This window comes from Streptomyces sp. NBC_00454, assembly GCF_041434015.1.
GTDB lineage: Bacteria > Actinomycetota > Actinomycetes > Streptomycetales > Streptomycetaceae > Streptomyces.
Genome location: NZ_CP107907.1, coordinates 4379287 through 4403740, shown reverse-complemented (window position 1 = coordinate 4403740; position 24454 = coordinate 4379287). Strand labels below are relative to the sequence as shown.

The 24454-nt window shown below is 72.6% G+C and carries 26 protein-coding genes; 8 read left to right on the top strand and 18 right to left on the bottom strand.

Annotated elements, in window-relative coordinates:
- Positions 1–131: 131 nt before the first annotated feature.
- Positions 132–734 (top strand): SCO3374 family protein, encoded by a 603-nt coding sequence (locus tag OHU74_RS20450; RefSeq protein WP_371617257.1) that lies wholly within the window; start codon positions 132–134, stop codon positions 732–734.
- Here the strand turns inward: OHU74_RS20450 and OHU74_RS20445 are convergent.
- The 11 genes from OHU74_RS20445 to OHU74_RS20395 form a co-directional block, all read right to left on the bottom strand.
- Complete coding sequence (locus OHU74_RS20445) at positions 713–1054, bottom strand: Lsr2 family protein (protein ID WP_330297883.1); 342 nt, start codon at positions 1052–1054, stop codon at positions 713–715. The two genes, OHU74_RS20450 and OHU74_RS20445, sit on opposite strands and share 22 nt — an antisense overlap.
- 165 nt (positions 1055–1219) lie before the next feature.
- Entirely contained in the window at positions 1220–1750 is a 531-nt protein-coding gene (locus tag OHU74_RS20440; RefSeq protein ID WP_371617256.1) for an amino-acid N-acetyltransferase, read from the bottom strand.
- A gap of 10 nt (positions 1751–1760) precedes the next feature.
- Positions 1761–2192, bottom strand: coding sequence for a BlaI/MecI/CopY family transcriptional regulator (locus tag OHU74_RS20435; RefSeq protein ID WP_371617255.1), 432 nt, complete (start codon positions 2190–2192; stop codon positions 1761–1763).
- A gap of 113 nt (positions 2193–2305) precedes the next feature.
- Positions 2306–2488, bottom strand: a complete 183-nt coding sequence (locus OHU74_RS20430; protein ID WP_371617254.1) for a hypothetical protein — start codon at positions 2486–2488, stop codon at positions 2306–2308.
- Between the two features lie 13 nt (positions 2489–2501).
- Positions 2502–3146 carry a hypothetical protein gene (locus tag OHU74_RS20425; protein WP_371617253.1) on the bottom strand — a complete coding sequence of 215 codons (645 nt, stop codon included), beginning with the start codon at positions 3144–3146 and terminating at the stop codon, positions 2502–2504.
- A 92-nt stretch (positions 3147–3238) separates the two neighbouring features.
- A complete protein-coding gene (locus OHU74_RS20420; protein ID WP_371617252.1) occupies positions 3239–3424 on the bottom strand; it encodes a DUF397 domain-containing protein in 186 nt (61 codons plus the stop codon).
- 251 nt (positions 3425–3675) lie between these two features.
- On the bottom strand, positions 3676–4485 hold the full coding sequence (locus OHU74_RS20415) for a type III pantothenate kinase (protein ID WP_330297877.1): 810 nt from the start codon (positions 4483–4485) through the stop codon (positions 3676–3678).
- A gap of 3 nt (positions 4486–4488) precedes the next feature.
- A complete protein-coding gene (gene nadC, locus OHU74_RS20410; protein ID WP_371617251.1) occupies positions 4489–5478 on the bottom strand; it encodes a carboxylating nicotinate-nucleotide diphosphorylase in 990 nt (329 codons plus the stop codon).
- A 2-nt stretch (positions 5479–5480) separates the two neighbouring features.
- Entirely contained in the window at positions 5481–7187 is a 1707-nt protein-coding gene (locus tag OHU74_RS20405; protein ID WP_371619743.1) for an L-aspartate oxidase, read from the bottom strand.
- A gap of 92 nt (positions 7188–7279) precedes the next feature.
- Positions 7280–8296, bottom strand: coding sequence for a pantoate--beta-alanine ligase (panC, locus tag OHU74_RS20400; protein WP_371617250.1), 1017 nt, complete (start codon positions 8294–8296; stop codon positions 7280–7282).
- Positions 8293–9213: a Rossmann-like and DUF2520 domain-containing protein gene (locus OHU74_RS20395; protein WP_371617249.1), complete on the bottom strand. Its 921-nt coding sequence runs from the start codon at positions 9211–9213 to the stop codon at positions 8293–8295. The genes panC and OHU74_RS20395 overlap by 4 nt, the downstream gene beginning before the upstream one ends.
- Before the next feature lie 96 nt (positions 9214–9309).
- Here OHU74_RS20395 and OHU74_RS20390 point away from each other — a divergent pair, with 96 nt between their 5' ends.
- From OHU74_RS20390 to OHU74_RS20380, 3 genes are all read left to right on the top strand, one after another.
- Positions 9310–10455, top strand: a complete 1146-nt coding sequence (locus OHU74_RS20390) for a low specificity L-threonine aldolase (RefSeq protein WP_371617248.1) — start codon at positions 9310–9312, stop codon at positions 10453–10455.
- A gap of 109 nt (positions 10456–10564) precedes the next feature.
- Complete coding sequence (locus OHU74_RS20385) at positions 10565–11689, top strand: DUF5937 family protein (RefSeq protein ID WP_371617247.1); 1125 nt, start codon at positions 10565–10567, stop codon at positions 11687–11689.
- A 202-nt stretch (positions 11690–11891) separates the two neighbouring features.
- Positions 11892–13445 carry a M28 family metallopeptidase gene (locus tag OHU74_RS20380; protein WP_371617246.1) on the top strand — a complete coding sequence of 518 codons (1554 nt, stop codon included), beginning with the start codon at positions 11892–11894 and terminating at the stop codon, positions 13443–13445.
- 76 nt (positions 13446–13521) lie between these two features.
- Here OHU74_RS20380 and OHU74_RS20375 read toward each other — a convergent pair whose 3' ends face one another.
- The 3 genes from OHU74_RS20375 to OHU74_RS20365 form a co-directional block, all read right to left on the bottom strand.
- The gene (locus OHU74_RS20375) at positions 13522–13737 is read right to left on the bottom strand and encodes a hypothetical protein (protein WP_371617245.1); all 216 of its coding nucleotides are present in this window, start codon (positions 13735–13737) and stop codon (positions 13522–13524) included.
- Positions 13738–13832: 95 nt separating this feature from the next.
- On the bottom strand, positions 13833–14789 hold the full coding sequence (locus OHU74_RS20370; protein WP_371617244.1) for an arylamine N-acetyltransferase: 957 nt from the start codon (positions 14787–14789) through the stop codon (positions 13833–13835).
- Between the two features lie 26 nt (positions 14790–14815).
- Positions 14816–15958 (bottom strand): NADH-quinone oxidoreductase subunit D, encoded by a 1143-nt coding sequence (locus tag OHU74_RS20365; protein ID WP_371617243.1) that lies wholly within the window; start codon positions 15956–15958, stop codon positions 14816–14818.
- Between the two features lie 31 nt (positions 15959–15989).
- Between OHU74_RS20365 and OHU74_RS20360 the strand changes: the two genes are divergently transcribed.
- Complete coding sequence (locus OHU74_RS20360) at positions 15990–16481, top strand: PH domain-containing protein (RefSeq protein WP_371617242.1); 492 nt, start codon at positions 15990–15992, stop codon at positions 16479–16481.
- Positions 16478–17818, top strand: a complete 1341-nt coding sequence (locus OHU74_RS20355; RefSeq protein WP_371617241.1) for a PH domain-containing protein — start codon at positions 16478–16480, stop codon at positions 17816–17818. Before OHU74_RS20360 ends, OHU74_RS20355 begins: the two co-directional genes overlap by 4 nt.
- A 34-nt stretch (positions 17819–17852) precedes the next feature.
- On the opposite strand, the gene OHU74_RS20350 is transcribed toward OHU74_RS20355, so the two are convergent.
- Together OHU74_RS20350 and OHU74_RS20345 are read right to left on the bottom strand one after the other, a co-directional pair.
- Positions 17853–18548 (bottom strand): response regulator transcription factor, encoded by a 696-nt coding sequence (locus tag OHU74_RS20350; RefSeq protein ID WP_330297866.1) that lies wholly within the window; start codon positions 18546–18548, stop codon positions 17853–17855.
- Between the two features lie 2 nt (positions 18549–18550).
- Complete coding sequence (locus OHU74_RS20345; RefSeq protein WP_371617240.1) at positions 18551–19753, bottom strand: sensor histidine kinase; 1203 nt, start codon at positions 19751–19753, stop codon at positions 18551–18553.
- A 106-nt stretch (positions 19754–19859) separates the two neighbouring features.
- On the opposite strand from OHU74_RS20345, the gene OHU74_RS20340 reads away from it, so the two are divergent.
- Together OHU74_RS20340 and OHU74_RS20335 are read left to right on the top strand one after the other, a co-directional pair.
- Positions 19860–20855 carry an SAM-dependent methyltransferase gene (locus OHU74_RS20340; protein WP_371617239.1) on the top strand — a complete coding sequence of 332 codons (996 nt, stop codon included), beginning with the start codon at positions 19860–19862 and terminating at the stop codon, positions 20853–20855.
- A 102-nt stretch (positions 20856–20957) separates the two neighbouring features.
- The gene (locus OHU74_RS20335; protein WP_371617238.1) at positions 20958–22262 is read left to right on the top strand and encodes a lipase family protein; all 1305 of its coding nucleotides are present in this window, start codon (positions 20958–20960) and stop codon (positions 22260–22262) included.
- 54 nt (positions 22263–22316) lie between these two features.
- Here the strand turns inward: OHU74_RS20335 and OHU74_RS20330 are convergent, their stop codons facing one another.
- Both OHU74_RS20330 and OHU74_RS20325 read right to left on the bottom strand, forming a co-directional pair.
- On the bottom strand, positions 22317–23354 hold the full coding sequence (locus tag OHU74_RS20330; protein ID WP_371617237.1) for a hypothetical protein: 1038 nt from the start codon (positions 23352–23354) through the stop codon (positions 22317–22319).
- A gap of 109 nt (positions 23355–23463) precedes the next feature.
- Positions 23464–24450, bottom strand: coding sequence for a glycine betaine ABC transporter substrate-binding protein (locus OHU74_RS20325; RefSeq protein ID WP_371617236.1), 987 nt, complete (start codon positions 24448–24450; stop codon positions 23464–23466).
- Positions 24451–24454: the final 4 nt, after the last annotated feature.

Sequence of the window (24454 nt, the reverse complement as noted above, 5' to 3'; positions counted from 1 at the left end):
CGCTACGGGCGAACACGTTTCCGTCCCGAATGTGAGACTCCGGCCCCACGGAGGTTTACGTTCCGCATTCACGCGAGTGCGGCACGTCACATCGTGCGTAACCCCGGAGCGTTTCGGGAGTTGCTCCGGTCATGGCTCTCACCGTGCCGCCCGTCACCCTCCAGCTCCCCCGCACCCCCTTCGGGGGCGAGGACGACCCGGCGTCCTGGTACGAGCGCGTGCTCGGCTGGACCGTCGCCGGAGGACCGCCCACGCAGCTGGTGACCGGGGTGCGGTTCGACGTACTGGAGCTGCCGGCCGATGCCGGGACCGCGGTGCTGCGCAGACGCGTCGCCACGGGTCCGGTGGCGGTCATGGGCCGCAGGATGCGGTTCCTGGTGGCCGCGGGGGCCGCCGACGAGCTGGACGGGCTGCTCGACTGGCTGGAGTGGGGCGGGGTCGCCCTGGATCTCGCCGCCCTGGGTGAGGGTGGCCGGATCACGGCTCCGGTGCCTCCGGGGCACCCTGTGGGGCCGGAGGGAAGCCCTCGGGGGGCCGCCGTGTGGCTGCGGCCCCCCGAGCAGGGGTGTGAGGTACTGCTACCCGCCCTGCCCGCTGCGGGGCAGGGCTCCGGGCCCGCGGGCGGGCCCGATCTCGTACGCCTGGTCGCGGCCGCGGCGACGGAATGCCACCGGGCGCGACTTCGGCGCACCGTCCGGACTGGCCGGACCGATCAGGCCGAAGCCTTCTCGTAGGCGTCGCGGATCTCGGCCGGAACGCGACCGCGGTCATTCACGCTGTAGCCGTTCGTCTTGGCCCAGGCGCGAATGACGGCGGTGTCCGGGTTACCGGTCACCGCCGCGGCACGCCCCTTGGCGCGGCCGGTGGCAGCGCCGCGGCCACCGGTACGGCGACCGCCCTTGGTGTACGGGTCGAGCAGGCCGCGGAGCTTTTCAGCGTTGGCGGTGGTGAGGTCGATCTCGTAGGTCTTGCCATCCAGAGCGAACGTCACCGTCTCGTCCGCCTCGCCGCCGTCGAGGTCGTCGACAAGAAGGACCTGAACCTTCTGTGCCACCGGGATTTCCTTTCATCGAAAAGCAGTACGCGGAAAGGAAACCGCTTTTGCCTGGAAAACACAAACCCCCGGCGAGAGGTTCGGGTCCGCAACGGGTTGGGAAACGTGCGCGATTCGGACATAGGCCACAGGTACGGGGGCCCGGGGGAAATCGCGCTTGATCGGTCAGAGGTGCAGAAGCATCCGACTGTTGCCCAAGGTGTTCGGCTTCACTCGTTCGAGACCGAGGAACTCGGCGACGCCCTCGTCATAGGAACGCAGCAGCTCCATGTAGACATCGGTCTCGACCGGGGTCTCGCCGATCTCGACGAACCCGTGCTTGGCGAAGAAGTCCACTTCGAAGGTCAGGCAGAAAACCCGGCTCACACCGACCCGGCGGGCCGTCTGCAACAGTTTGTCGAGCACCTGGTGACCGACTCCGGCGCCCTTCAACTCCCGGTCGACCGCGAGAGTGCGGACTTCGGCGAGGTCTTCCCACATCACGTGGAGTGCGCCGCAGCCCACGACCTGGCCGTCGGTTTCGCGTTCGGCGACCCAGAACTCCTGGATGTCCTCGTAAAGGACCACCGGTGCTTTGTCGAGCAGGATCCGCTGCTGCACGTACTGGTCGAGCAGGCGGCGCAGCGCGGGAACATCACCGGTGCGCGCTCGGCGGATCGTCACTGTTTTTGCATGTGCAGCGGAAAACTCACCCATGGCCCGGACGTTATCGTCCCCGGTCGGCCGGCTGTCCGCCGGAGTCGCCTTCGGCCGGCTCCGCGGGATCGGGGGTCTCCTCGGCCGGCTGCACGATCCGCACGGCGTCCCGGAGGGACTCCCGCTGCTCGGCCGACATCATCCCGAAGAAGGCCACCAGGGCGGCGGCGGGGTTGTCGCTCGTGGACCAGGCTTCGTTCATCAGTGCGGCCGAGTAGGCGGCGCGGGTGGAGACCGCCGTATATCGATAGGCGCGGCCTTCCGCTTCCCGGCGGACCCAGCCCTTCTGATGAAGATTGTCCATAACGGTCATGACCGTGGTGTACGCGATGGAGCGTTCCTGCTGAAGGTCTTCCAGGACTTCGCGAACGGTGACCGGGCGGTTCCACTGCCACACCCGCGTCATGACTGCGTCTTCGAGTTCTCCCAAGGGGCGAGGCACAGCAGCACGATAGTGCGGGATGTGGGGAATTGCCCGGCCATTCGGGCGGCAAGGCGCAACAAAAATTGGGCGCACGGCTACGAAGCCGTACGCCCGGCCCTCTCTCGGGGGCCTTACTGCGGGGTGGGGGACGCCTGCGACTGCCGGGCGCCTTCGGCGCGGGAGAGCACGGCGTCGACCGCCGCGTCCTCCTTGGCCTTGTTGGCGCCGCCCTGACTCTTCACGATCGTCACGACGAGAGCGATGAAGAACACGGCCATCACGAACGGGGGCACGAGCGCGGAAACGTAGTCCATGCCCCCAGCGTAGCTAGCCGGCCGCGCGCCCGGCCTCCGGGGGCGGGGTGGGCTTGCGGCGCGGCGGGAACACCTCGCCCGGGGTCGGAATGGGCCGCGCGGGCCGGTCGTCGGGCTGCGGCTGCGCGGGCTCCTTCTCCTTGCCGGAGCCGGAACCCGAGCCCGAGCCGGAGCCGGCCGAGCCGGAGCCCGACCCGGCCTCCGCACCCGCGCCGCCCGCCAGGGCCAGCAGCCGGGTGCGCGGCGCGGGCGTCGTGGACAGGCGGCGGCGCACCGAGCGCTCCGCGATGCCCTGCGCCCGGTCCAGCAGGGCGGCCGCGACCGGGTTGGCGCGCAGCGCCCGCAGGGCGGCGAGGTCGTCGGGCACCGGCTCGTACCCGGCGGCCAGGGCGTCCTGGAGCAGCTCCAGGTAGCCGGTCAGGCTCCCGGGCAGGGCGGCTCTGTACCGGGCCAGGTCGGCGAGGAGGAACTCTCTGAGCCGGCCCGCCTCCTGGACCGCGTCGTCCACCGACGCCGCGAGGCGCAGGCAGTCCTGGACCTCGACGGCCGTCAGGGGGGCCGTAGAGGACTGAAGGGCGTGAGCGAGCGAACGCCTGAGCACGTGAAGCTCATCAGCGCTGAACGCCATGCCGCCGCGGGATCCGTAGGGCGTGGGCATGGGCCGAAGATACGCGCTAATCGGACAAAATCCCTTGAGTGGACACGCGCGCGGCGCGGCGTCTTCCGCCGGTTAGAGCCTTTTCCGGACCCTCAGACCGTCTCTTTGACCGTCTGGAGGAATTCCGCCCAGGCCGCACGGGTGGTGGCCATGACCAGGTGGGCCGGGTCGGCCCGGTCCGCCACCCGCACCAGGGCCCCGGGGGCGGCGGCGACGTACACGCAGGCGGTGCCGTCACCGCAGTAGGACGACTTCTGCCATTCGGGCCGAGCGGTCATGGTTTCTCCTCCGTTCACAGGCGCGGTCGGCGCCGTGGACGAGCTCCCGGTATTTCTCGTGGGGCGACGGTATCCCCGGGACGGGCCCACTCCGGCCATTTCCCCGGAAATTACTGCACCGGACCTCAACGACAGGTAAGGGCAGGGTCGGGGCAGGGTCCGGGCAGGGCAGCAGCCGGCCCCGGCGGGGCCTCGCAGGTGGGTGCGGGTCCGGCCGGGGCGGGCTGGGCGGTTCCGGGGTGGCGGTTCGGCTACTCGAAGGTGGGCGCGTTGCGCTCGTAGACCAGCCGCAGGCCGATCAGGGTCAGCCAGGGCTCGTGGTCGTCGATGACCGAGGCCTCGCCGAGGACGATCGGCGCCAGGCCGCCCGTGGCGATGACGCGGACGTCGTCCGGGGCGCCGTTCGGGCCGGCCAGCTCCTTGGCCATGCGGGTCACGATCCCGTCGACCTGGCCGGCGAACCCGTAGACCACGCCCGACTGCATCGCCTCGACCGTGGACTTGCCGACGACGTTGCGCGGGCGGGCCAGCTCGATCTTGCGGAGCTGGGCCCCGCGTACGCCGAGGGCCTCCATCGAGATCTCGATGCCCGGGGAGATCACCCCGCCCACGTACTCGCCCTTCGCGGACACCGCGTCGAAGGTGGTGGCGGTCCCGAGGTCCACCACGATCGCCGGGCCGCCGTAGAGCTCGACCACCGCGACCGCGTTGACGATGCGGTCGGCGCCGACCTCCTTCGGGTTGTCCATCAGGATCGGGACGCCCGTCTTGGTGCCGGGCTCCACGATCACCGCCGGAACATCGCCGTAGTAGCGGCGGGTCACCTCGCGCAGCTCGTGCAGGACCGCCGGCACCGTCGAGCAGATCGCGATGCCGTGGATGCCGTCGCCCAGCTCGTTGCCGAGCATCGGGTGCATGCCCATCAGGCCCTGCATGAGCACGGCCAGCTCGTCGGCCGTGCGGCTCGGGTCGGTCGAGATCCGCCAGTGCTCGACGATCTCGTCACCGTCGAACAGGCCCAGGACCGTATGGGTATTGCCCACGTCGATGGTGAGGAGCACGGGTTACACCGCCTCGCGCAGATCGAGACCGATGTCCAGGATCGGGGAGGAGTGCGTGAGGCCGCCGACCGCGAGGTAGTCGACGCCCGTCTCGGCGTAGGCGCGGGCGTTGTGCATGGTGAGGCGGCCCGAGGACTCCAGCACCGCGCGGCCGTGGACCAGCGCCACCGCCTCCGCGGTCTCGATCGGGGTGAAGTTGTCGAGCAGGATCAGGTCGGCGCCCGCGTCCAGGGCCTCGCGGACCTGCTGGAGGGTGTCCACCTCGACCTCGATGGGCAGGTCCGGGAACTGCTCGCGCACGGCCTTGAACGCCTCGCGGACGCCGCCCGCCGCGATGACGTGGTTGTCCTTGACCAGCGCCGCGTCGGAGAGCGACATCCGGTGGTTGACGCCGCCGCCGCAGCGCACCGCGTACTTCTCCAGGCAGCGCAGGCCGGGGGTGGTCTTGCGGGTGTCGCGGACCTTGGCCTTGGTGCCCTCCAGCTCGTCGGCCCAGGCGCGGGTGGCCGTGGCGATGCCCGACATCAGGCAGAGCAGGTTCAGGGCGCTGCGCTCGCCGGTGAGCAGGTCGCGGGTGCGGGCCCGTACCGACAGCAGGACCTGGCCCGGCTCGACGCGGTCCCCGTCCTCGGCGTGCCGCTCCACCTCGAAGGCGTCGGTGCACACGACGGACAGGACGGCCTCGGCGACGCGCAGGCCGGCGACGGTGCCCGCCTCGCGCGCGGTGAAGTCGGCGGTGGCCACGGCGTCTTCGGGAACGGTGGCGACGGTGGTCACGTCGACCCCGCCGTCCAGGTCCTCGGAGATCGCCATGTGCGCGATGTCCTCGACCTCGATCGGGTCCAGGCCGGCGTCTTCGAGCAGCTGGGCCAGCGCCGGGTCGAGACCGGTCTCCTCGCCCTCGCCGCAGGCGCAGTCGTCGCCGCAGCCGCCCTCGCTCTGGCCGACGAGGGGAAGTTCGTTGTGCTCGTGGTCGTTCTCGTGCGTGCTCACGGTTACTGCTCCAGGCTGTCGGTGCTCAAGGGGATCTGTACGGAAGGGAAGTCCGCCGACTCGGTGGGCGTGACGACCAGGGCCCGCCGCTCGGTCGCCGACAGGCGTACGACGAGGTGGCGGCGCCAGTCGGCGTCGTCCCGGTCGGGGTGGTCCTCGCGCCAGTGGCAGCCGCGGGTCTCCGCGCGCCGCTGGGCGGCGGCGACCAGGACCCGGGCCACGCACAGCAGGTTGGTGGCCTCCCAGGTCTCGGTGCCGGGGACGGCCGTCTTGCCCTGGGTCTCCAGCTCGGTGAGGGCCGTCGCGTACAGGGCTTCGAGGGCGGCGGCGGCCCGGCTCAGCGATGCGGCGGAGCGGAGCACGCCCGCGCCGTCGGTCATGATGCGCTGGATCTCGTAGCGCGCCTCGGCGGGCTGGAGGGGGCCGGTGGCCGGGACGGGGACGCCGGGGCCGTTGCCGGCGGGCTCGCCGGCCGCGCCGATGATCTCGTCGGCGATCCGCTCGGCGAAGACCAGGCCCTCCAGCAGGGAGTTGGAGGCGAGCCGGTTCGCGCCGTGCACTCCGGTGCAGGCGACCTCGCCGCACGCGTACAGGCCGGGGACCGTGGTGCGGCCGTGCAGGTCGGTGCGGACGCCGCCGGAGGCGTAGTGCGCGGCCGGGGCGACGGGGATGGGCTCGGTGACCGGGTCGATGCCGTGCGAGCGGCAGGCGGCGAGGATGGTCGGGAAGCGCTGCTCCCACATCTGCGCGCCGAAGTGCCGGGCGTCCAGGTACATGTGCTGCGTGCCCTGCTCCTGCATGCGGCGCATGATGCCCTTGGCGACGATGTCGCGGGGCGCGAGCTCGGCGAGCTCGTGCTGGCCGGTCATGAAGCGGACGCCGTCGGCGTCGACGAGGTACGCGCCTTCGCCGCGGACCGCCTCCGACACCAGGGGCTGCTGGCCTTCGGCGTCGGCGCCGAGGAAGAGCACGGTGGGGTGGAACTGCACGAATTCGAGGTCCGAGACCTCGGCTCCGGCGCGCAGCGCGAGCGCCACCCCGTCGCCGGTGGAGACGGAGGGGTTGGTGGTCGCGGAGAAGACCTGGCCCATGCCGCCGGTCGCGAGGATCACGGCGGGCGCGTGGACGGCGCCCACGCCGTCGTGCTGGCCCTCGCCCATGACGTGCAGGGTGACGCCCGCGGTACGGCCCTGCGCGTCCTGGAGGAGGTCCAGGACGAGGGCGTTCTCCACGGTCTCGATGCCCGCCGCGTGGACGGCTTCGACGAGGGCGCGGGAGATCTCGGCGCCGGTGGCGTCGCCGCCCGCGTGCGCGATGCGGCGGCGGTGGTGCCCGCCCTCGCGGGTGAGCTCTATCTCGCCGGTCTCGGCGGAGGTGTCGAAGACGGCGCCGGCCGCGATGAGGCGGCGTACGGCGCCCGGGCCCTCGGTGACCAGGAGCCGGACGGCGGCCTCGTCGCACAGGCCCGCGCCCGCGACCAGGGTGTCCTCGAGGTGCTGCTCGGGGGTGTCCCCGTCGCCGAGGGCGGCGGCGATGCCGCCCTGGGCCCAGCGGGTGGATCCGTCGTCGAGGCGGGCCTTGGTGACGACGACGGTACGGCGGCCCGCGGCGGCGCAGCGCAGTGCGGCGGTCAGGCCCGCGACTCCGGATCCGACGACCACGACGTCGGCGTCCACGGACCAGCCGGGGGCCTGGGCGTGCAGCCGTATGCCGGTGCCGGTGCCGGTTCCCCGGTCGGAGCCGGTGCCCCGGTCGGTGCCGGTGCTGGTGCCCGCCGGTGCGGGACCTCTGCCTGGGGTGCTCACGCGTGTGCTCCGAACTCCAATGGAATGTTGTCGATCAGCCGGGTCGTGCCCACCTTCGCGGCGACGGCCAGCACGGCCTGCCCGCTGAAGCCGGGACCGGCATCGGTGAAGTCCTGCGGGTCCACCAGCGCCAGGTAGTCCAGTACGAGGGGCGGCTCGTGGCGGCCCGCCTCCACCAGGACGTGCCGTGCGGCGGCCCGTACGGCGTCGGGCAGTCCGGCGCCCGGGAGTCCCGCGACGGCCGCCGAGACGGCGTGCGCGTCGGCGGAGGCCCGGATCTCGCCGAGCCGGGCCAGGCCGGTGGCCCGCTCGTCGCCGGCCGGGGGCCCCTGGGCCTCGGCGCGGTCCAGCAGCGCCGCCTGGGCGGCGAGCCGGTCGCGGCCCGCGAACAGGGCGCGGGACAGGGCCAGTGCCGTGCGGCGCTCCACGGGCGAGAGGTAGCGGTTGCGCGAGGACAGCGCGAGCCCGTCCTCCTCGCGGACGGTCGGTACGCCGACCACCTCCACGGGGAAGTTCAGGTCGGTCACCATCCGCCGGATCAGGGCCAGTTGCTGCGCGTCCTTCTGGCCGAAGAGCGCCAGGTCGGGGCGGGTGAGGTGGAGCAGCTTGGCGACGACGGTCAGCATGCCGTCGAAGTGGCCGGGGCGGGTGGCGCCTTCGAGGCGCTCGCCCATCGGGCCGGCGCTGACCCGCACCTGGGGGTCACCGCCGGGGTAGACCTCTTCGACGGCGGGTGCGAACACGGCGTCGGCGCCCGCCGCTTCGGCGAGGGCCAGGTCGGCGTCGAGGGTGCGGGGGTAGCGGTCGAGGTCCTCGCCCGCCCCGAACTGGAGGGGGTTGACGAAGACGGTGACCACGACCTGCCCGTCGGGGCCGGCCTGGGCGCGGGCGGCGCGGACCAGGGTGGCGTGGCCCTCGTGGAGGGCGCCCATGGTCATGACCACGGCGCGGCGGCCGGTGGCGGCGGCGCGGGGGAGCTCGTGCAGCTCGGCGGCGGTGTCGAGGAGGATCACAGGTCACCGCCCCGGAGGTCTTCGGCGCTGTCGGCGAGGACGCCGAGGAGGTCCTCGGCGAGTTCGGGCTTGAGCAGGCCGTGCGCGAGCGCCCGGTCCGCGGTCGTACGGGCCATCGCGAGGTATCCGGCGACCGTGCCGGGGGCGTGCTTGCGCAGCTCCGAGACGTGCGCGGCGACGGTGCCGGCGTCGCCCCGGGCCACCGGGCCGGTCAGGGCGGCGTCACCGGAGCGCAGGGCGTTGTCGAGGGCCGCGCCCAGCAGCGGGCCGAGCATCCGGTCGGGGTGCTCGACTCCCGCCTTGCGCAGCAGTTCCATCGACTGGGCGACCAGGGTGACCAGGTGGTTCGCGCCGAGGGCGAGGGCCGCGTGGTAGAGCGGGCGGTTCACCTCGGCGATCCACTCGGGTTCCCCGCCCATCTCGATGACCAGGGCCTCCGCGGCGAGCCGCAGCTCGTCGGGGGCGGTCACGCCGAAGGAGCAGCCGGCCAGGCGCTGTACGTCCACCTCGGTGCCGGTGAAGGTCATCGCGGGGTGCAGGGCCAGCGGGAGCGCGCCCGCGCGGCGGGCCGGGTCCAGCACGGAGACCCCGTAGCGCCCGGAGGTGTGGACGAGGAGCTGCCCGGGGCGGATCGCGCCGGTCTCGGCGAGGCCCTGGACCAGCGGCGGCAGGGCGTCGTCGGGGACGGTCAGCAGGACGAGCTCGGCGGCCTGGAGGACCTGCGCGGGCGAGACGACCGGCACGTCCGGCAGCATCCGCTCGGCGCGCCGGCGCGAGGCGTCGGAGACTCCGGACACGGCGACCGGCCGGTGGCCGCTCTGCTGCAGGGCACGCGCCAGCGCGGGGCCGACGCGGCCTGCTCCGACTACACCGACGGAGAGCCTGGCCGGGCGCTCCGCCTGGGAGGTTGTGTTCACGCGGGGAAGGCCTTCCGTTCCAGTCCGCGGGGGGTACCGGACGATACGTCGCCATGCTAGCTCCTGGCCGTGTTGGTGGTCGGCGATGATCGGGGCATGAACGAGGACACGGAAGCGGTGGCGGAGCGGCTCGTGGCGGCCGGGCGGGCGGCTGCGCGCAAGCTCTCGCACAGCCTGCGGGAGGCGACCCTGGCCGAGCTGCTGGCGGACCTGGGCGGCCTGGCCGGGCCCGACGGCCCGGCCCCGGACCCCGACGAGCCGGGCGACATCTACGGCGACGGGGTGGTGGCCCGGCTGGAGCGGCGGGTGGCACAGCTGCTGGGGACCGAGGACGCGGCGTTCTTCCCGACCGGGACCATGGCCCAGCAGATCGCGCTGCGCTGCTGGGCCGGCCGGACCGGGAACCCGGTGGTCGCCCTGCACCCGATGAGCCATCCGGAGCGCTGGGAGGGCGGGGCCATGTCCACGGTCTCGGGGCTGCGGAGCGTCCACACGACGGGCGAACCGCGCCAGCCGACGGCCTCGGAGATCGCGGAGCTGCCTGAGCCGTTCGGGACGCTGATGCTGGAGCTGCCGCTGCGGGACGCCGGTTTCCTGCTGCCCACGTGGGAGGAGCTGTCGGCCGTGGTGGCCACCGCCCGGGAACGCGAGGCGGTCGTCCACATCGACGGTGCCCGGCTGTGGGAGTCCACGGTGCACTTCGACCGCACCCTCCCGGAGATCGTGGAGCTGGCCGACTCGGTGTACGTCTCCTTCTACAAGTCGCTCGGCGGCCTCAGCGGCGCGGCCCTCGCCGGGTCCGCCTCCCTGGTCTCGGAGGCCAGGGTGTGGCGCCACCGGTACGGGGGCCAGATCTTCCGCCAGTTCCCGGCCGCGCTCTCCGCCCTGGCCGGGCTGGAGCGGGAGCTCCCGAAGCTCCCCTCCTACGTCGCCCACGCGCGCGTGGTGGCCTCCGCCCTCTCGGCGGCCCTGGGCTCGTCCCCCGAAGTCCCCTGGTTCCGGATCAACCCGGAGGTTCCGCACACCCACCAGTTCCAGGTGTGGCTCCCGTACGACGCGGACCGGCTCACGGAGGCGGGGGTCCGGCTGGCGGAGGAGACGGGCACGCTCCTCTTCCGCCGCTGGTCCCCCGACGGCCCGCCGGGCCTGTCGGTGACGGAGCTGGAGGTCACCGAGCCGGGCCTGTCCTGGACGCAGACGGACGTGACCGAGGCGGTACGGGGCTTCGTGGCCCGGCTCTAGGCCGTCTCTTCCGGATCTTGCCGGGCCCGCGCCGCCCGGGTGTCGGCCGTGCGGGCGAAGGCCGCGTGGCCTGTCCATCGCGCGGCCCGCACCCCGGCATGATGATGCGATGAGCGTGACCATCGACATCACCGGGCTCCCCGCCGAGCGGATCGGTTTCGCGGCGTCCCCGCTCGCGGAGCTCTGCATGACGTTGCACGCGCTCTCCCAGCCCGGCCACCACCCCGGGCTCGCCTCCTGGAGCGCCACCACCACCGCCTCCCTCGACCCGGACATCGCGGACCGGCTGCTGGAGGGCGATTTCATGTGGCGCAGCTCCTTCGCCGACATCTTCATGCCGTACGCGGGGATCCCGGGAGGCTCCGGCCGGCCCGGCGCCACGCTCGCCGCCGAGCTGGACGTACTCGACCGGCTGGACGACGAGCGGTTCGTGACGGGCGCCCTGGAGCACTGCCGGGTGGGGCTGCACTACAACGGCGGTGGACCGTCGCCGCTCTCGGATCCGGCCACCCGGACGAAGGTGTTGGAGGCGGCCTCCGCGCGCGGAGGCCGCCAGCTGGACTTCGTCGTGCGGATGCTCGACGACACCGCCTCGGTCCGGGTGTGGCTGCGGCGGCTGATGGAGGACTGCGACGAGGCCTTCTTCGCGGAGACCTGGCGGCGGATCGAGCCCCGGCAGAGCGCGGACGTCCGCCACAAGACGGAGCTGCTGCGCCGCAAGGGGCTGCCGGCCGTGCTCAAGGAGGTCTCCTCGGCGCTGAGCGTCGACGAGGGGATGACCACCGTCACGGCGGACAAGATGATGCAGGGCTCCACGACCGCCACCGATCCCCGAATAGGCGAGGGCCTGCTGTTCGTGCCCACGAACTTCGGCTGGCCTCACCTTCTGGTGCTGCACGCCCCCGGCTGGCGTCCGGTCGTCCACTACCCGATCGGCTCTCCCGAACTGGCCTCCTCCCCGGGGTCGGTGGAGCTGCTGCAGCGGCGCATGGAGGCCCTGGCCCATCCGATGCGGATGATGCTGTGCCGCAGCCTGGCGCGGGCCCCGTACACGACGGGCGAGCTCGCGGCCGCGTGCGGGATCACCGCGCCGGAGGTGTCGCGCCATCTGGCGGTGATGAAGAAGGCCGGACTGCTCAAGACGCGCCGTCAGGGCCGCTACGTCCAGCACCAGTTGGACCTTTCGGCGGTCGCGCGGATCGGCTCCGATTTCATCGAGGGCATTCTGCGCTAGCCGGCACCGGCTCGGCGACGGCCGTACGAACAGCGGGCGTTGGCCGGTTTCCGGCGGCCCGGACACACCGATATACGGATTTCACAAACCGGAATCAGCGAAAACCCTGGCTTTACCAGCTGTTTGACGTTTAACGTGCGTCCACCGCTCCTGCTCCCCCACGTATCGCGCCTCATCTGCACCCGCCGTGGAAGGACTCTGCATGCCCGCACGCCGTATAGCCGCAGCCACCGCCGCCCTGGCCGCCGCGGCCCTCGTCTCCCCTCTGCTCCTCGCCGGGCCGGCCGGCGCCACCGGCAGCCCCCAGAGCGATGCCGCCAGGGGCGAGGCGCTGGCCAGGAAGCTGGTCAAGGACTCGACCGGCAAGGGCGCCTACACCCACCTGCAGGTCCTGCAGGCCATCGCCGACCACAACAAGGGCACCCGCGTGGCGGGCTCCAAGGGCCACGAGCAGTCGGCCCAGTACGTCGAGGCCGTAATGAGGGCGTACGGGTACAAGGTCACCAGGAACGAGTTCGACTTCGTCTTCGTCCAGACGATCGCCGAGACCCTGAAGGTCAACGGCGCCGGCGGCCGCGACATCCCGGTCAAGCTGATGACGTACACCGCCAGCGGCCCGGAGAACGGCGTGACGGCCCAGGTCGCCGTCGCCCCCGTCGACGCGGACGGCACGAACGGCTGCGAGCCCGGCGACTTCGCCGCGGGCGCCTTCACCGGCAAGGTCGCCCTGATCAAGCGCGGCGGCTGCACCTTCGCGGCCAAGCAGCAGAACGCGGCGGCCGCCGGCGCGGTCGGCGCGATCATCTACAACAACACGGCGGGCGCCCTCAACGGCACCATAGGCGGCCCGGACGCGGGCAGGATCCCGACCGGTGGCGTCACCCAGGAGGAGGGCGAGAAGCTCGCCGCCGAGGCCACGGCCGGTCCGGTCCAGGTCACCCTCGACATCCGGGAGTTCCGGGAGAACCGCAAGACCTTCAACGTCATCGCGGAGACCCGGGGCGGCGACGAGAACAACACCGTCTTCCTCGGGGCGCACCTCGACTCCGTCGCGGCGGGTCCGGGCATCAACGACAACGGCTCGGGCTCGGCCGGCATCCTCCAGGTCGCGCAGCACCTCGCGAGCAGCCAGACGAAGATCAAGAACAAGGTCAAGTTCGCCTGGTGGTCGGCGGAGGAGTTCGGCCTGCTCGGCTCCGAGGCGTACGTCGGCGGTCTGACGGACGCGCAGAAGAAGCAGATCAAGCTCTACCTCAACTTCGACATGATCGCCTCGCCCAACGCCGCGTACTTCGTCTACGACGGCGACGACTCGGACAAGGTCGGCTCGGGCCCCGGCCCCGAGGGCTCCGCGCAGCTGGAGAAGGGCATCACCGACTTCCTCGACGGCCGCGGCATCCCCCACGAGGGCTCCGACTTCACCGGGCGCTCGGACTACGGCCCGTTCATCGACGCCGGGATCCCCTCCGGCGGCACCGACACGGGCGCGGAGGGCATCAAGACGGCCGCCCAGGCGGCGAAGTTCGGCGGCCAGGCGGGCGTCGCGTACGACGTGAACTACCACGGCAAGGGCGACACGATCGCGAACATCAACCAGAAGTCGCTCGACATCAACGTCGACGTGATCGCGAACGCGGTCGGCCACTACGCCTTCGACCTCGCGCCGCTGACGCAGCCGGTCGTCTCGAAGCCGACCACCGGTTCCGGCGAGAACGGCGGCCTGCGTCCGGGCCACGACCACGACGTGACGGAGTAACCGCCGCCGCCGGTAGCGGTAGGTGTGACCGGCGCCCGCGTCAGGCAATGTGCCTGACGCGGGCGCCGGTGCGGCACTAGAACAGCGGGAGCTGGCCCGGGTGCGGGGACAGGGCGAACCCGTCCAGCGTCGGGGCCGAGGCGCCGAGCATCACCCGGGCGCGGGAGCCGGGACAGGACACCAGGTCGCCGCGGGCCCGCCCGGACGGCGGGTCGTGGCGGGCGATCCGCCCTGCGGTGACGGCGCAGTCGCGACCGCAGGTGGGGCAGGCTCTGCGCGGTGAGTGGGACATGCCCCCAAGTCTGCCCTGAGGTCGTCACTTTCGGATCTTCTCGGTCAGGTGCGGCACCGGGCGGCGCGGACCCGGCAAGATCCGAAAGAGACGGCCTAGCCGCGGCGGGTCTCCAGCCAGGCCTCGTGGGCGGCGTCCACCCGCGTCCACAGTGCGACCCGGTCGACGGGGGTCAGATCGTCGAGCTCCCGCCCGAAGACGCCCTCCAGCACGGCGTAGAACTCCTCCGGCCCCTCCAGCACCCGTTCCGTGGTCCCCTCCACCGGGTCGATCCGGCTCAGTACCCTGCCGCGCAGCACGTCGATGCCGTCCGCGTCGCGCCGCAGGGCCGCGAAGGCCCGTACGAAGCCGGAGTCCTCGGAGGTCGACAGCCGCAGGTGCTCGGCCTCGAAGTCGGCCGTCTTCGCGGGCGCGGAGAGGAAGTCGACGACGGCGGCGGAACTGCCCGGGTTGCGGTAGGTCCAGCCCACCGTGTCCAGCCGCTCCAGGGAGTAGCCGAACCCGCCCTGCCGGTACGGGCCTTCGCGCAGCGGCAGCGGCTCGTACGGGCCGTCGCCCAGCCCGGCGTCCACGAAGTACTCCTCGCCGTCGACACGGACGGTGAGCGCGAGGTGGTTGCCGCTCACGCGCCGGACGTCGGCGTCGGGCGCGGGCTCGGCCTCGGGCTCGGGCGCGGGCTCGACGGCCTCCGCCCCGGACGCCTCCCCGGACCCCTCCCCCGCTTCCGCGTCCGGCTCCGTGACCACCCCGCCGAGGTGCCGCGTGACCTCGTAGCCGAGGTGGTCGAGGAGCGTCGCGAAGGCCCCGTTGAGGTGGAAGCAGTACCCGCCGCGCCCGGCGGCGAAGCGGCGTACCGACAGGTCCGGGTCGATGCCGACGGACCGGCCGAGCTGGATGTCGACGTTCTCGTACGGGACGCGCTCCAGGTGCGCCCGCTGGAGGGCGAAGAGCCCCTCGGCGGACGGCGCGCCGAGCGGTCCGGCGATGCCGAGCCGGCGCAGGTAGGACGCGAACGCGTCGTCGGATATGCCGGCGCTCATGCCTGAGGTCATGGCGCCAGCCTAGGACCTCGGCCCTGTCACTTGTCGATGTCGCCGACCACGAAGAACAGCGAGCCCAGGATCGAGACCATGTCCGCGACCAGCTGCCCGGGCAGCAGTACGGCCAGGGCCTGGATGTTGTTGTACGAGGCCGAGCGCAGCTTGAGCCGGTACGGGGTCTTCTCGCCCTTCGAGACCAGGTAGTAGCCGTTGATCCCGAGCGGGTTCTCGGTCCACGCGTACGTCTCGCCCTCGGGCGCCTTCAGCACCTTGGGCAGGCGCTGGTTGATCGGGCCGGGCGCCAGGTCGGCCATCCGGTCCAGGCAGGCGACCGCCAGGTCGAGCGCGTTGTGGGTCTGCTCCAGCAGGACCTCGAAGCGGGCCAGGCAGTCGCCCTCGGTGCGGGTGACGACCTTGAGGACGTCCTGGAGCTCCCCGTAGGCGAGGTACGGCTCGTCGCGGCGCAGGTCGAAGTCGACGCCGGAGGCGCGGGCGATCGGGCCGGAGACCCCGTACGCGTGCACCGCCTCGGCGGAGAGGATGCCGACGCCGCGCGTGCGGCCGCGGAAGATCTCGTTGCCGCGGACCAGGTCGTCGTAGATGTTCATGCGGGTGCGCACATCGGCGATGGCCTCGCGGGCACGGCCGAGCCAGCCGGCCGGGAGGTCCTCCTTGAGGCCGCCGACCCGGTTGAACATGTAGTGCATGCGGCCGCCGGAGATCTCCTCCATGACGGCCTGGAGCTCCTCGCGCTCGCGGAACGCGTGGAAGATCGGGGTGATCCCGCCCAGCTCCAGGGGGTACGAGCCGAGGAACATCAGGTGGTTGAGCACCCGGTTCAGCTCGGCGAGCAGGGTCCGCATCCACACGGCCCGCTCGGGGACCTCCATGCCGAGCATCCGCTCGACGGCCATGACCACGCCCAGCTCGTTGGAGAACGCGGACAGCCAGTCGTGGCGGTTCGCGAGCATCACGATCTGCCGGTAGTCGCGGGCCTCGAAGAGCTTCTCGGCGCCGCGGTGCATATAGCCGACCACCGGCTCGGCGCTGACGATGCGCTCGCCGTCCAGGACGAGCCGCAGGCGCAGCACGCCATGCGTGGAAGGGTGCTGGGGGCCGATGTTGAGCACCATGTCGGTGCTCTCCGCAGCTCCGCCGATGCCGACCGTGGTCTCCGTCATGGCGGCATTGTCTCAGCCATAGGCTGGGGGAATGGAAACGGGGACAACGGGTGAGACGAGCCGACCCGAGTGGGTGGGGCTGCCGGGCGGGCTGCTCACCCTGCGGCGGCTGCTGCTGGTGTGGTGGATGGGGCTCTTCACCCTGGTGACGGCCCTGGTGCTGGGGCTGGTGGTCGGTCCGATGTGGGCGGCGGTCGGCGGATTCTGGCTGCTGGTGCTGGCCTGGGGCTGGTGGCTGCTCGGCCGGAACTGGCTCTCCTGGCGCTACGCCGAACGCGCCGACGACCTGCTGATCACCCGGGGCGTGATGTGGCACGCCGAGACCGTGGTCCCCTACGGGCGGATGCAGCTGGTCGAGGTGACCTCGGGACCGCTGGAGCGGCGCTTCAAACTGGCCTCCCTCCAGCTGCACACGGCCGCCGCGGCGACCGACGCGAAGATCCCGGGCCTGGCGCCCGAGGAGGCCGAGCGGCTGCGCGACCGGCTGACCGAGCTCGGCGAGGCAAGGTCGGCGGGCCTGTGACCTCGGAGACCTCCGAGATCTCGGAGTCCGGAGCACAAGGGGCGCCGCCCGTCGAGCGGCGGCTGCACTTCCTCACGCCGCTGCGCCGCGCCTGGGTACCGATCGCCGCGATCCTCGGCGTCGCCGTCCAGCAGGGCGAGAACATCGCCGAGTGGGTCACCGCCCTCTCCCTCCTCCTGCGGGCCGTCGCCCTGATCTCGCTGGTCCTCGTCTTCGGCCTGTACGGGTTCCTCAGCTGGTGGTTCACGCACTACGCCGTCACCGACACCGAACTGCGCATCCGCAGCGGGCTCCTCTTCCGCCGGACCGCGCACATCCGCCTCGACCGGATCCAGGCGATCGACGTCACCCGCCCGCTGCTGGCCCGCGTGGCCGGCGTGGCCAAGCTCCGGCTCGACGTCATCGGCACCGACGCCAAGGACGAGCTGGCCTTCCTGAGCGAGGACGACGCCGGCCGGCTGCGCGCCGAGCTGCTGGCCCGGGCGGCCGGCTTCACCCCGGCCGAGGCCGTGGCCCTGGGCGAGGCCCCCGAGCGGGAACTGCTGCGCGTGACCCCGCAGGACCTCGCGGTGTCGATGCTGCTCACCCTCTCCGCCTGGGCGGCAATAATCGGCGGGCTCACCGCTCCGGTGGCGGTGTGGTGGCTCAGCTCGAACCCCTGGGCCGCGGCCGCCGCCCTGCTGCCGATGCTGGGCGCGGTCTGGTCGGGCAGCGCGGGCCGCTTCCTCACCGAGTACGACTGGACCGTCGCCGAGTCCCCGGACGGACTGCGCCTGGACCACGGGCTGCTGGACCGGGCCCACGAGACGGTGCCGCCGGGGCGCGTGCAGAGCGTACGGATCGTCGAGCCGCTGCTGTGGCGGCGCCGCGGCTGGGTCCGGGTGGAACTGTCAGTGGCCGGCTCGCACAACGACGTCCTGGTCCCGGTGGCCACCCGGGCCGCCGCCCACGCCGTCGTCGCCCGCGTGCTGCCCGGCGTGGACCTGGCCGGACTGGTCTTCGCCCCGTCGCCCCGGCGAGGATCCCGCTGGGTGGTGCCGGTCTGGTGGAAGGGGTACGGGCTGGCCGTCTCCGAGGACGTGTTCGCGACCCGCAAGGGCCGCCTGTGCCGGCGTACGGAGATCGTCCCGCACGCCAAGGTGCAGAGCGTGCGCTACTCCCAGGGCCCGTGGGAGCGGGCCTGCGGCGTGGCCGACGTACACGTGGACACCGGCGCGAACGGGACCGTCACGGCCCGCCTGCGCCCGGCGGCCGAGGCCGCCGGGCTGCTCCACGCCCAGGCCGCCCGCTCCCGTACCTCCAGGGCCTCGGCACGGCCGGACCGCTGGATGACATAGAAGGAGGTAGGAGGACGTAGGAGGTGGTCCTCGGCTACAAGGACCCGCCGCCGCCCGCGCGGACCAGGCCCGTCTCGTATGCCAGGACCACGACCTGGACGCGGTCGCGCAGGCTCAGCTTGGTCAGGATGCGGCCCACGTGGGTCTTCACCGTGGCCTCCGACAGGACGAGCCGGGCGGCGATCTCACCGTTCGACAGGCCCTGGGCCACCAGCAGCATGACCTCGCGCTCGCGCTCCGTCAGCCGCTCGACCTCCTTGTTCTTCGGCTCCGAGGAGGTCGACGGCAGCATCGGCGCGAAGCGGTCCAGCAGCCGGCGCGTCGTGGACGGGGCCACGACCGCGTCCCCGCTGTGCACCGAGCGGATCGCGGCCAGCAGCTCGCCCGGCGGGACGTCCTTGAGCATGAACCCGCTCGCGCCCGCCTTGAGACCCGAGAACGCGTACTCGTCGAGGTCGAAGGTGGTCAGGATGATGACCTTGGGGTGCTCCTCGGGCTCACAGATGCGGCGCGTGGCCTCGACCCCGTCGAGCCGGGGCATGCGGACGTCCATCAGCACCACGTCCACCTTGGTGGCCCGCAGCACTTCCAGCGCCTCCAGGCCGTCGCCCGCCTCCGCGACGACCTCCATGTCGGGCTGTGCGGCGAGCACCATCCGGAAGCCGGTGCGCAGCAGCACCTGGTCGTCGACCAGCATCACGCGGATGGAGGGGCTGGAGGGGTAGGACATGATCACCTTTTCTTGAGCGGGAGCAGGGCACTGATCCGGAAACCGCCACCGGGCCGAGGGCCCGCGTCCAGGGTGCCTCCGACCATACCGATGCGTTCGCGCATACCGATGAGTCCGTGTCCGGCACCGTCCGCACCGCCGTCCTCGTACAGCTCGTGGGCCGCGCCCCGGCCGTCGTCCTCGACGAGCAGGCCGAGCCCGTCGTCGAAGTAGACGAGCCGCACGCTGGCCCTGGCCTCGGGGCCGCCGTGCTTGCGCGTGTTCGTCAGCGCCTCCTGCACGATGCGGTACGCCGTCAGCTCGACCCCGCTGGGCAGTTTGCGCGGGGCTCCCTCGACCTCGAAGTCCACCGCGAGCCCGGCCGCCCGCACCTGCTCGACCAGCACCTCGATCTGCTCGACGTCGGGCTGCGGCACGTAGTCCTCGGACTCCTGCGGCTCGCCGGTGCGCAGGACGCCGAGCAGCCGGCGCATTTCGGCGAGCGCGAGGCGGCCGGTGGCGGAGATGGTCTGGAGGGCCTCCTTGGCCTGGTCCGGGGCCACGTCCATCACGTAGGCGGCGCCGTCGGCCTGGACCACCATCACCGACACGTTGTGCGCGACGACGTCGTGCAGCTCGCGGGCGATCCGGGCGCGTTCGGCGGCCACGGCCACCTTGGCCTGGGCCGCGCGCTCGTTCTCCAGGCGCTGGTTGCGCTCGACGAGCTGGGCGTAATAGGCGCGGCGGGTCCGCAGCGAGTCGCCCATCACCCAGGCGAGGGCGAAGGGGATCGCCATGAACAGGACGAAGAAGATCTCGGCGGTGCCCGACTCCCCCTTGTCCACGCCGAAGCGCAGGAAGTACAGGGGTGAGGCGAGGAGCCCCCAGCCGAGGGCGGTGCGCGAGAGCCAGCGCGGTACGTCGGCGGCGGCGACCGTGAAGAGGATCACCAGCATCGCGAAGTCGTAGGCGTTGACCTCGCCTCCGACGGCCAGCTGGTAGAGGCCCGCGGCGACCGCGAGCCAGAACATCGGCACGGTGTGCTTGCGGCGCAGCGCCACGGCGGTGCACAGGGCGACCACGCACGGGACCACGATCAGGTTGTGGCTTCCGGGGCCGCTCTGCGACGACGCCACGGCAGCCATCGAGAACCCGAAGAGGAGGACAGCCCAGAAGCTGTCGACGCCCGTCGGGTGTCTGCGGAGGAAGTCGTAGAGGCGCTGCACGTAACCCAGAGTAGGGAAAGCCGATAGGTGCTGGAGTCAACCACAGGGGCGATCCGCATCCCGGGTGAGTACTACCGGAGGTGGAGGCGACCATAACCTTTCTGCGATGAGCACTCAGGGTGAAGCCAGGGATCCGATCGATCCGGCACTGCGGCCGGTCCGCTGGCGGACGGCGATGGAGCGCGCGCTGTACGGGCCGGACGGGTTCTACGTACGCCCCGGCGGCCCCGGCCCCGCCGGGCATTTCCGCACCTCCGTGCACGCCTCGCCGCTCTACGCGCGGGCCGTGGCCCGGCTCCTGCTCTGGGTGGACGAGCAGCTCGGCCTTCCGGAGGAGCTGGACCTGGTCGACGTAGGGGCCGGCCGGGGCGAGCTCCTGTCCGGGGTGCTCGCGGCGCTGCCGCCGGAGACGGCCGCGCGGGTGCGCCCGTACGGGGTGGAGCGCGCGGGCCGGCCGCAGGGGCTCGACCCGCGGATCCGGTGGGTCCAGGAGCCGCCCGGGGGCACCAGGGGCCTGCTCTTCGCCAATGAATGGCTCGACAACGTACCCCTGGACCTCGCCGAGAACGGGCGTTACGTGGAGGTCGCGCGGGACGGTACGCAGAGCGAGGGCGGCCCTGTGGACGGGCGGGACCGGGCCTGGCTGGAGCGGTGGTGGCCCGGCGCGGGCCCGGCCGAGATCGGCAGGCCGCGTGACGAGGCCTGGGCGGCAGCCGTCGCGACCGTGGAGCGGGGACTCGCGGTGGCGGTGGACTACGCCCACACCCGGGACACCCGGCCCCCGTACGGCACGCTCACCGGATTCCGGGCCGGCCGGGAGGTCCCGCCGGTCCCGGACGGCAGCTGCGACGTCACGGCCCATGTGGCACTGGATGCCTGCGCGGGCCCGGGCGCGGCCCTGCTGACGCAGCGCGAGGCCCTGAGGGCCCTGGGCGTCTCGGGGTCGCGCCCCGCGCTGGCCCTGGCCTCCACGGACCCGGCGGCCTACGTACGCGCCCTGTCGGCGGCGGGCGAGGCGGCGGAACTCACCGCCCGCGGCGGCCTCGGCGACTTCGGCTGGCTGATCCAGCCCGTCGGCATCGGGGACTGGCCGCCGCAGTGAGGCGGCGGCCCGACGGGGCTGCCGCGTACGGGGGTTGGCCCCCGTAGCGGGAGTGGGGGCGGCCGGATGTCGGGGGCGCCGGGGCGGCCGTAGCTTCGGGGCATGCCGATCAAGACGACGAACACGCAGCAAGAGAGCACGCCGCAGAAGAACCGCCGCCAGTGGCTGCGCCGCAGCGCCGCGGCCGTGGCCCTCACCGCCGTCCTCGGCGGCCTCGCCGCCCCGGCCTACGCCGCCGTCGGCACCCGCATCGACACCTCCACCGGCACCCACGCCGACGCCGGTGCCGACTCCGCGCAGCGCGATCGCGGCCGCCTCGTCTCCGTCACCCCGCTGGAAACCCTGACCCGCGCCGAGGTCGTCTCCCGGCTCTCCGAGCTCGGCATCGACGGGTCCACCGTCCGCTACGGCATCACCGCCCACCGGCTCACCTACGCCACCGTCGACCCCCGCGGCCGGCCCACCACCGCCACCGGGCTGCTGGTCCTCCCGCAGCGCGGGCCCGCCCGCCTCGACCTGGTCTCCGACACGCACGGCACGACCGCCTACCGCGCCTCGGCGCCCTCCGCCGGCCCCGGGGACAACCGGCTCACCCCGTACCTGCACGCCGGCTCCGGCCGGGCCGTCTCCGCCCCCGACTACCTCGGCCTCGGCGGCGGACCCGGCAGCCACCCGTACATGGACACCGCGTCCGCTGTCACCGCGTCCGTGGACATGCTCAAGGCCACCCGCAGCGCCGCCGACCGGCTCGGCCGGCCCGTCACCCGGGACGTGTACGCGACCGGCTTCTCCCAGGGCGGCCAGGTCGCCATGGCGCTGGGCCGCGAGCTGTCCAAGGGCCGCGACGGCTTCCGGCTGCGCGCGCTCGCGCCCATGGCCGGTCCGTACGACCTGTCGGGCTCGGAGATTCCCGGGATCGTCGACGGCCGCGTCGAACCGCGGACGGCCGTCTTCTACCTCTCGTACTTCCTGACCGCGCAGAACCGCCTGCACCCGCTCTACAAGGACCCGGCCGAGGTGTTCCGCGCACCGTATGCACAGACTGTGGAAAACCTGTTCGACGGGAACCACACGGAGGAGGAGATCGTCGCGGGGCTCCCGGCCACGCCCGACGAGCTGCTCACCCCGCAGTGGGCCGCGAACCTCCGCGATCCGCGCGGAGCCTTCCGTACGGCCCTGACGGCGAACGACGGCAGCTGCGACTGGAAGCCCGCCGTCCCGGTGCGCCTCTACACGGGTGCGGACGACACGGACGTCCCGATCGCCAACGCCCGCGCCTGCGCGGCCGACCTGGCCCGGCACGGGGTCCGGGCGACCGTCGTGGACCAGGGAACCGACGCCACCCACGTGGTCACGGCCGTCCGCTCCGCCCCGCAGGCGGTCCGCTGGTTCGACAGCCTGCGCTGAACGGTCCGGCGAGATCCGGAAGAGAAGCCGGGAGAGAAGGCTGGTGGCGCGGCCCTAGGAGATCGCGGTCCGCAGCTGCGCCACGTCGATCGGCTCCGTCTCGTCGTGGGCCGTCAGGTCGATGACCTGGCCCACGGCGCGGTGCTCGGCGGTGGCCGCCTTGAACTCCGGCTCCGCGCCGCCCTGCGCGGACTCCGCCTTGTGCACCGCGAGGACCTCCGCGCCGACCACGTCGGCCAGGTCCTCGTTCTGGACGGACTCGATGACCGCGCGGGCCTGCGCCGCGGTCTTGGTGCCGAAGAAGTCGAAGCCGCCCTCGACGCGCGAGGCGGAGCGGCGCTGCTGGGCGTACGGGGCCACCGCGGCCGCGAGGCGCCGCGCGGGGACGGCGGCCGCCGGACCGGCGGCCACGGGCCGGGCGTGCGCCTCCGGCGCGGGAGCGGGCGCGGCGGAGCCCGCGGGGAGCTCGCGCGCCGAGGTCGGCGGCTGCGTCGGCGTCGGCTTTTGCGTGTTGCGGCTCAGCGCCGCCAGCGCGGCGTTGGCGCGGGCGAAGCCGAGCGCGGTGGGCGCGCCCGCCGAGGTGCGCTCCTCGGAGACGGGAGGAAGTGCCTTGGGCGCCGCGGGGGCCGGTGCGGCGGCGGCCTCGATGGCCAGCAGCCGGCGGCGCTCCAGGGCGCTCGCCCGCTCGGTCTCGGCGGTGGCGTACCGGCGCAGCAGCGCGGCGTGCTCGCCGCGCAGGCCCGCGAGTTCGACCCGCTTGGCCCGCAGCTTGGCGTCGAGCTTGCCGCGCAGCACCCGCGCCTCTTCGAGGTCGGATTCGAGCTCGGCTATCCGCTCCTCGGTGCGCCACTCGTCCTTGACCCGCTCGCGCCCGAGCTCCGCGACCCGCCGCCCGGCCGCGCGGTCCCAGGACCGCATGACGACGGCTCCGGCGACCCCGGCGGCCGCGGTGAACACGACGAGCAGCCGCAGGGCCATCGGTTCCGCGAGCAGCCAGGCCGCGCCCGCGCCGGCGGCGGACACACCGGCCACGGTCGTCGGCGTGAGCAGCCGGTGAAGAGGTTCGGGATTGCGGTGGCGTCCACGGGGCATGGCCTGAAATTTACAGGGCGTGGACAGGGTGTTGGGTAGCCGCCCGGCAATCTGTTTCCGAGCAGTTACCCGTTGCCCCGCTCGACTTTCCGCACCAAAAGCCCAACTCCTACTTCTTCGCCAGTCCCTTGGACTCCAGGTAGGCCTTCGCGACATCCGCCGGCTTGGCGCGTTCGGCGTCGACCTTGCGGTTCAACTCGACGAGGTCGGCGGTGGTCAGGGCCTTGGTGATCTTGTCGAGGGCGGCCGCGATCTCCGGGGCGCCGGCGTCCTTGGCATTGACGACCGGCAGGACGTTGTCGGCGTTCTGGAGCTTCTTGTCGTCCTCCAGCAGGACCAGGCCGAAGCTGTCGAGCGTGGCGTCCGTGGTGGTGGTGAGGACCAGTTGGTCCGCGCCGTCCTTGACCGCCTGCTTCGCCTGCGGGGTTCCGACGCCCTTCGGGTCAATACCGGAAACATCGATTCCGTATGTCTTCTTCAGGCCGGGTGCGCAGAACGGCCGCACGGCGCATTCGTCGCCCGCCGCGATCTTCACCTTGAGACCGGACTTGCCGAGGTCGGAAAGGGTCTTGAGATTGTTCTTCTGCGCGAATTCCTTGCTCACCGCGAAAGCGTTCTGGTCGACCGCCGATCCGGCCGGCAGCGCCTTGAGGCCCAGCGGGGCCGCCAGCTTGTCCAGGGCCGCCACCGTGGCCGCCACGTCGCTCGACGCGACCGGCTTGTCGGTGGGCGCCTTCGCGCCGTTCACCTTGGCGTTGAGGAACTCGGCGAGGGTGGCCGCGTACTCCGGGACCACGTCGATCTCGCCCTTCTCCAGCGAGGGCTCGTACAGCTCGCGGTTGTTGACCGTCGTGATGGAGGTCGAGTAACCGGCGTCCTTGAGGACCTGCGCGTACAGCTCGGCCAGGACGTTGGACTCGGTGAAACCGGCCGCGCCGATCACCAGCTTGCCGCCCTTGCCGGCCTCGGCCGAGGCCGGCGCGGAGGAACCGCCGTCCTTGGACTTCTCCAGGCTGTCACCGCCGCACGCGGCGAGCGAGACGGTCAGGGCCACGGCCCCCAGGGCCGCGCCGAGGACGCGCGTGGACTTGCTCATGTGT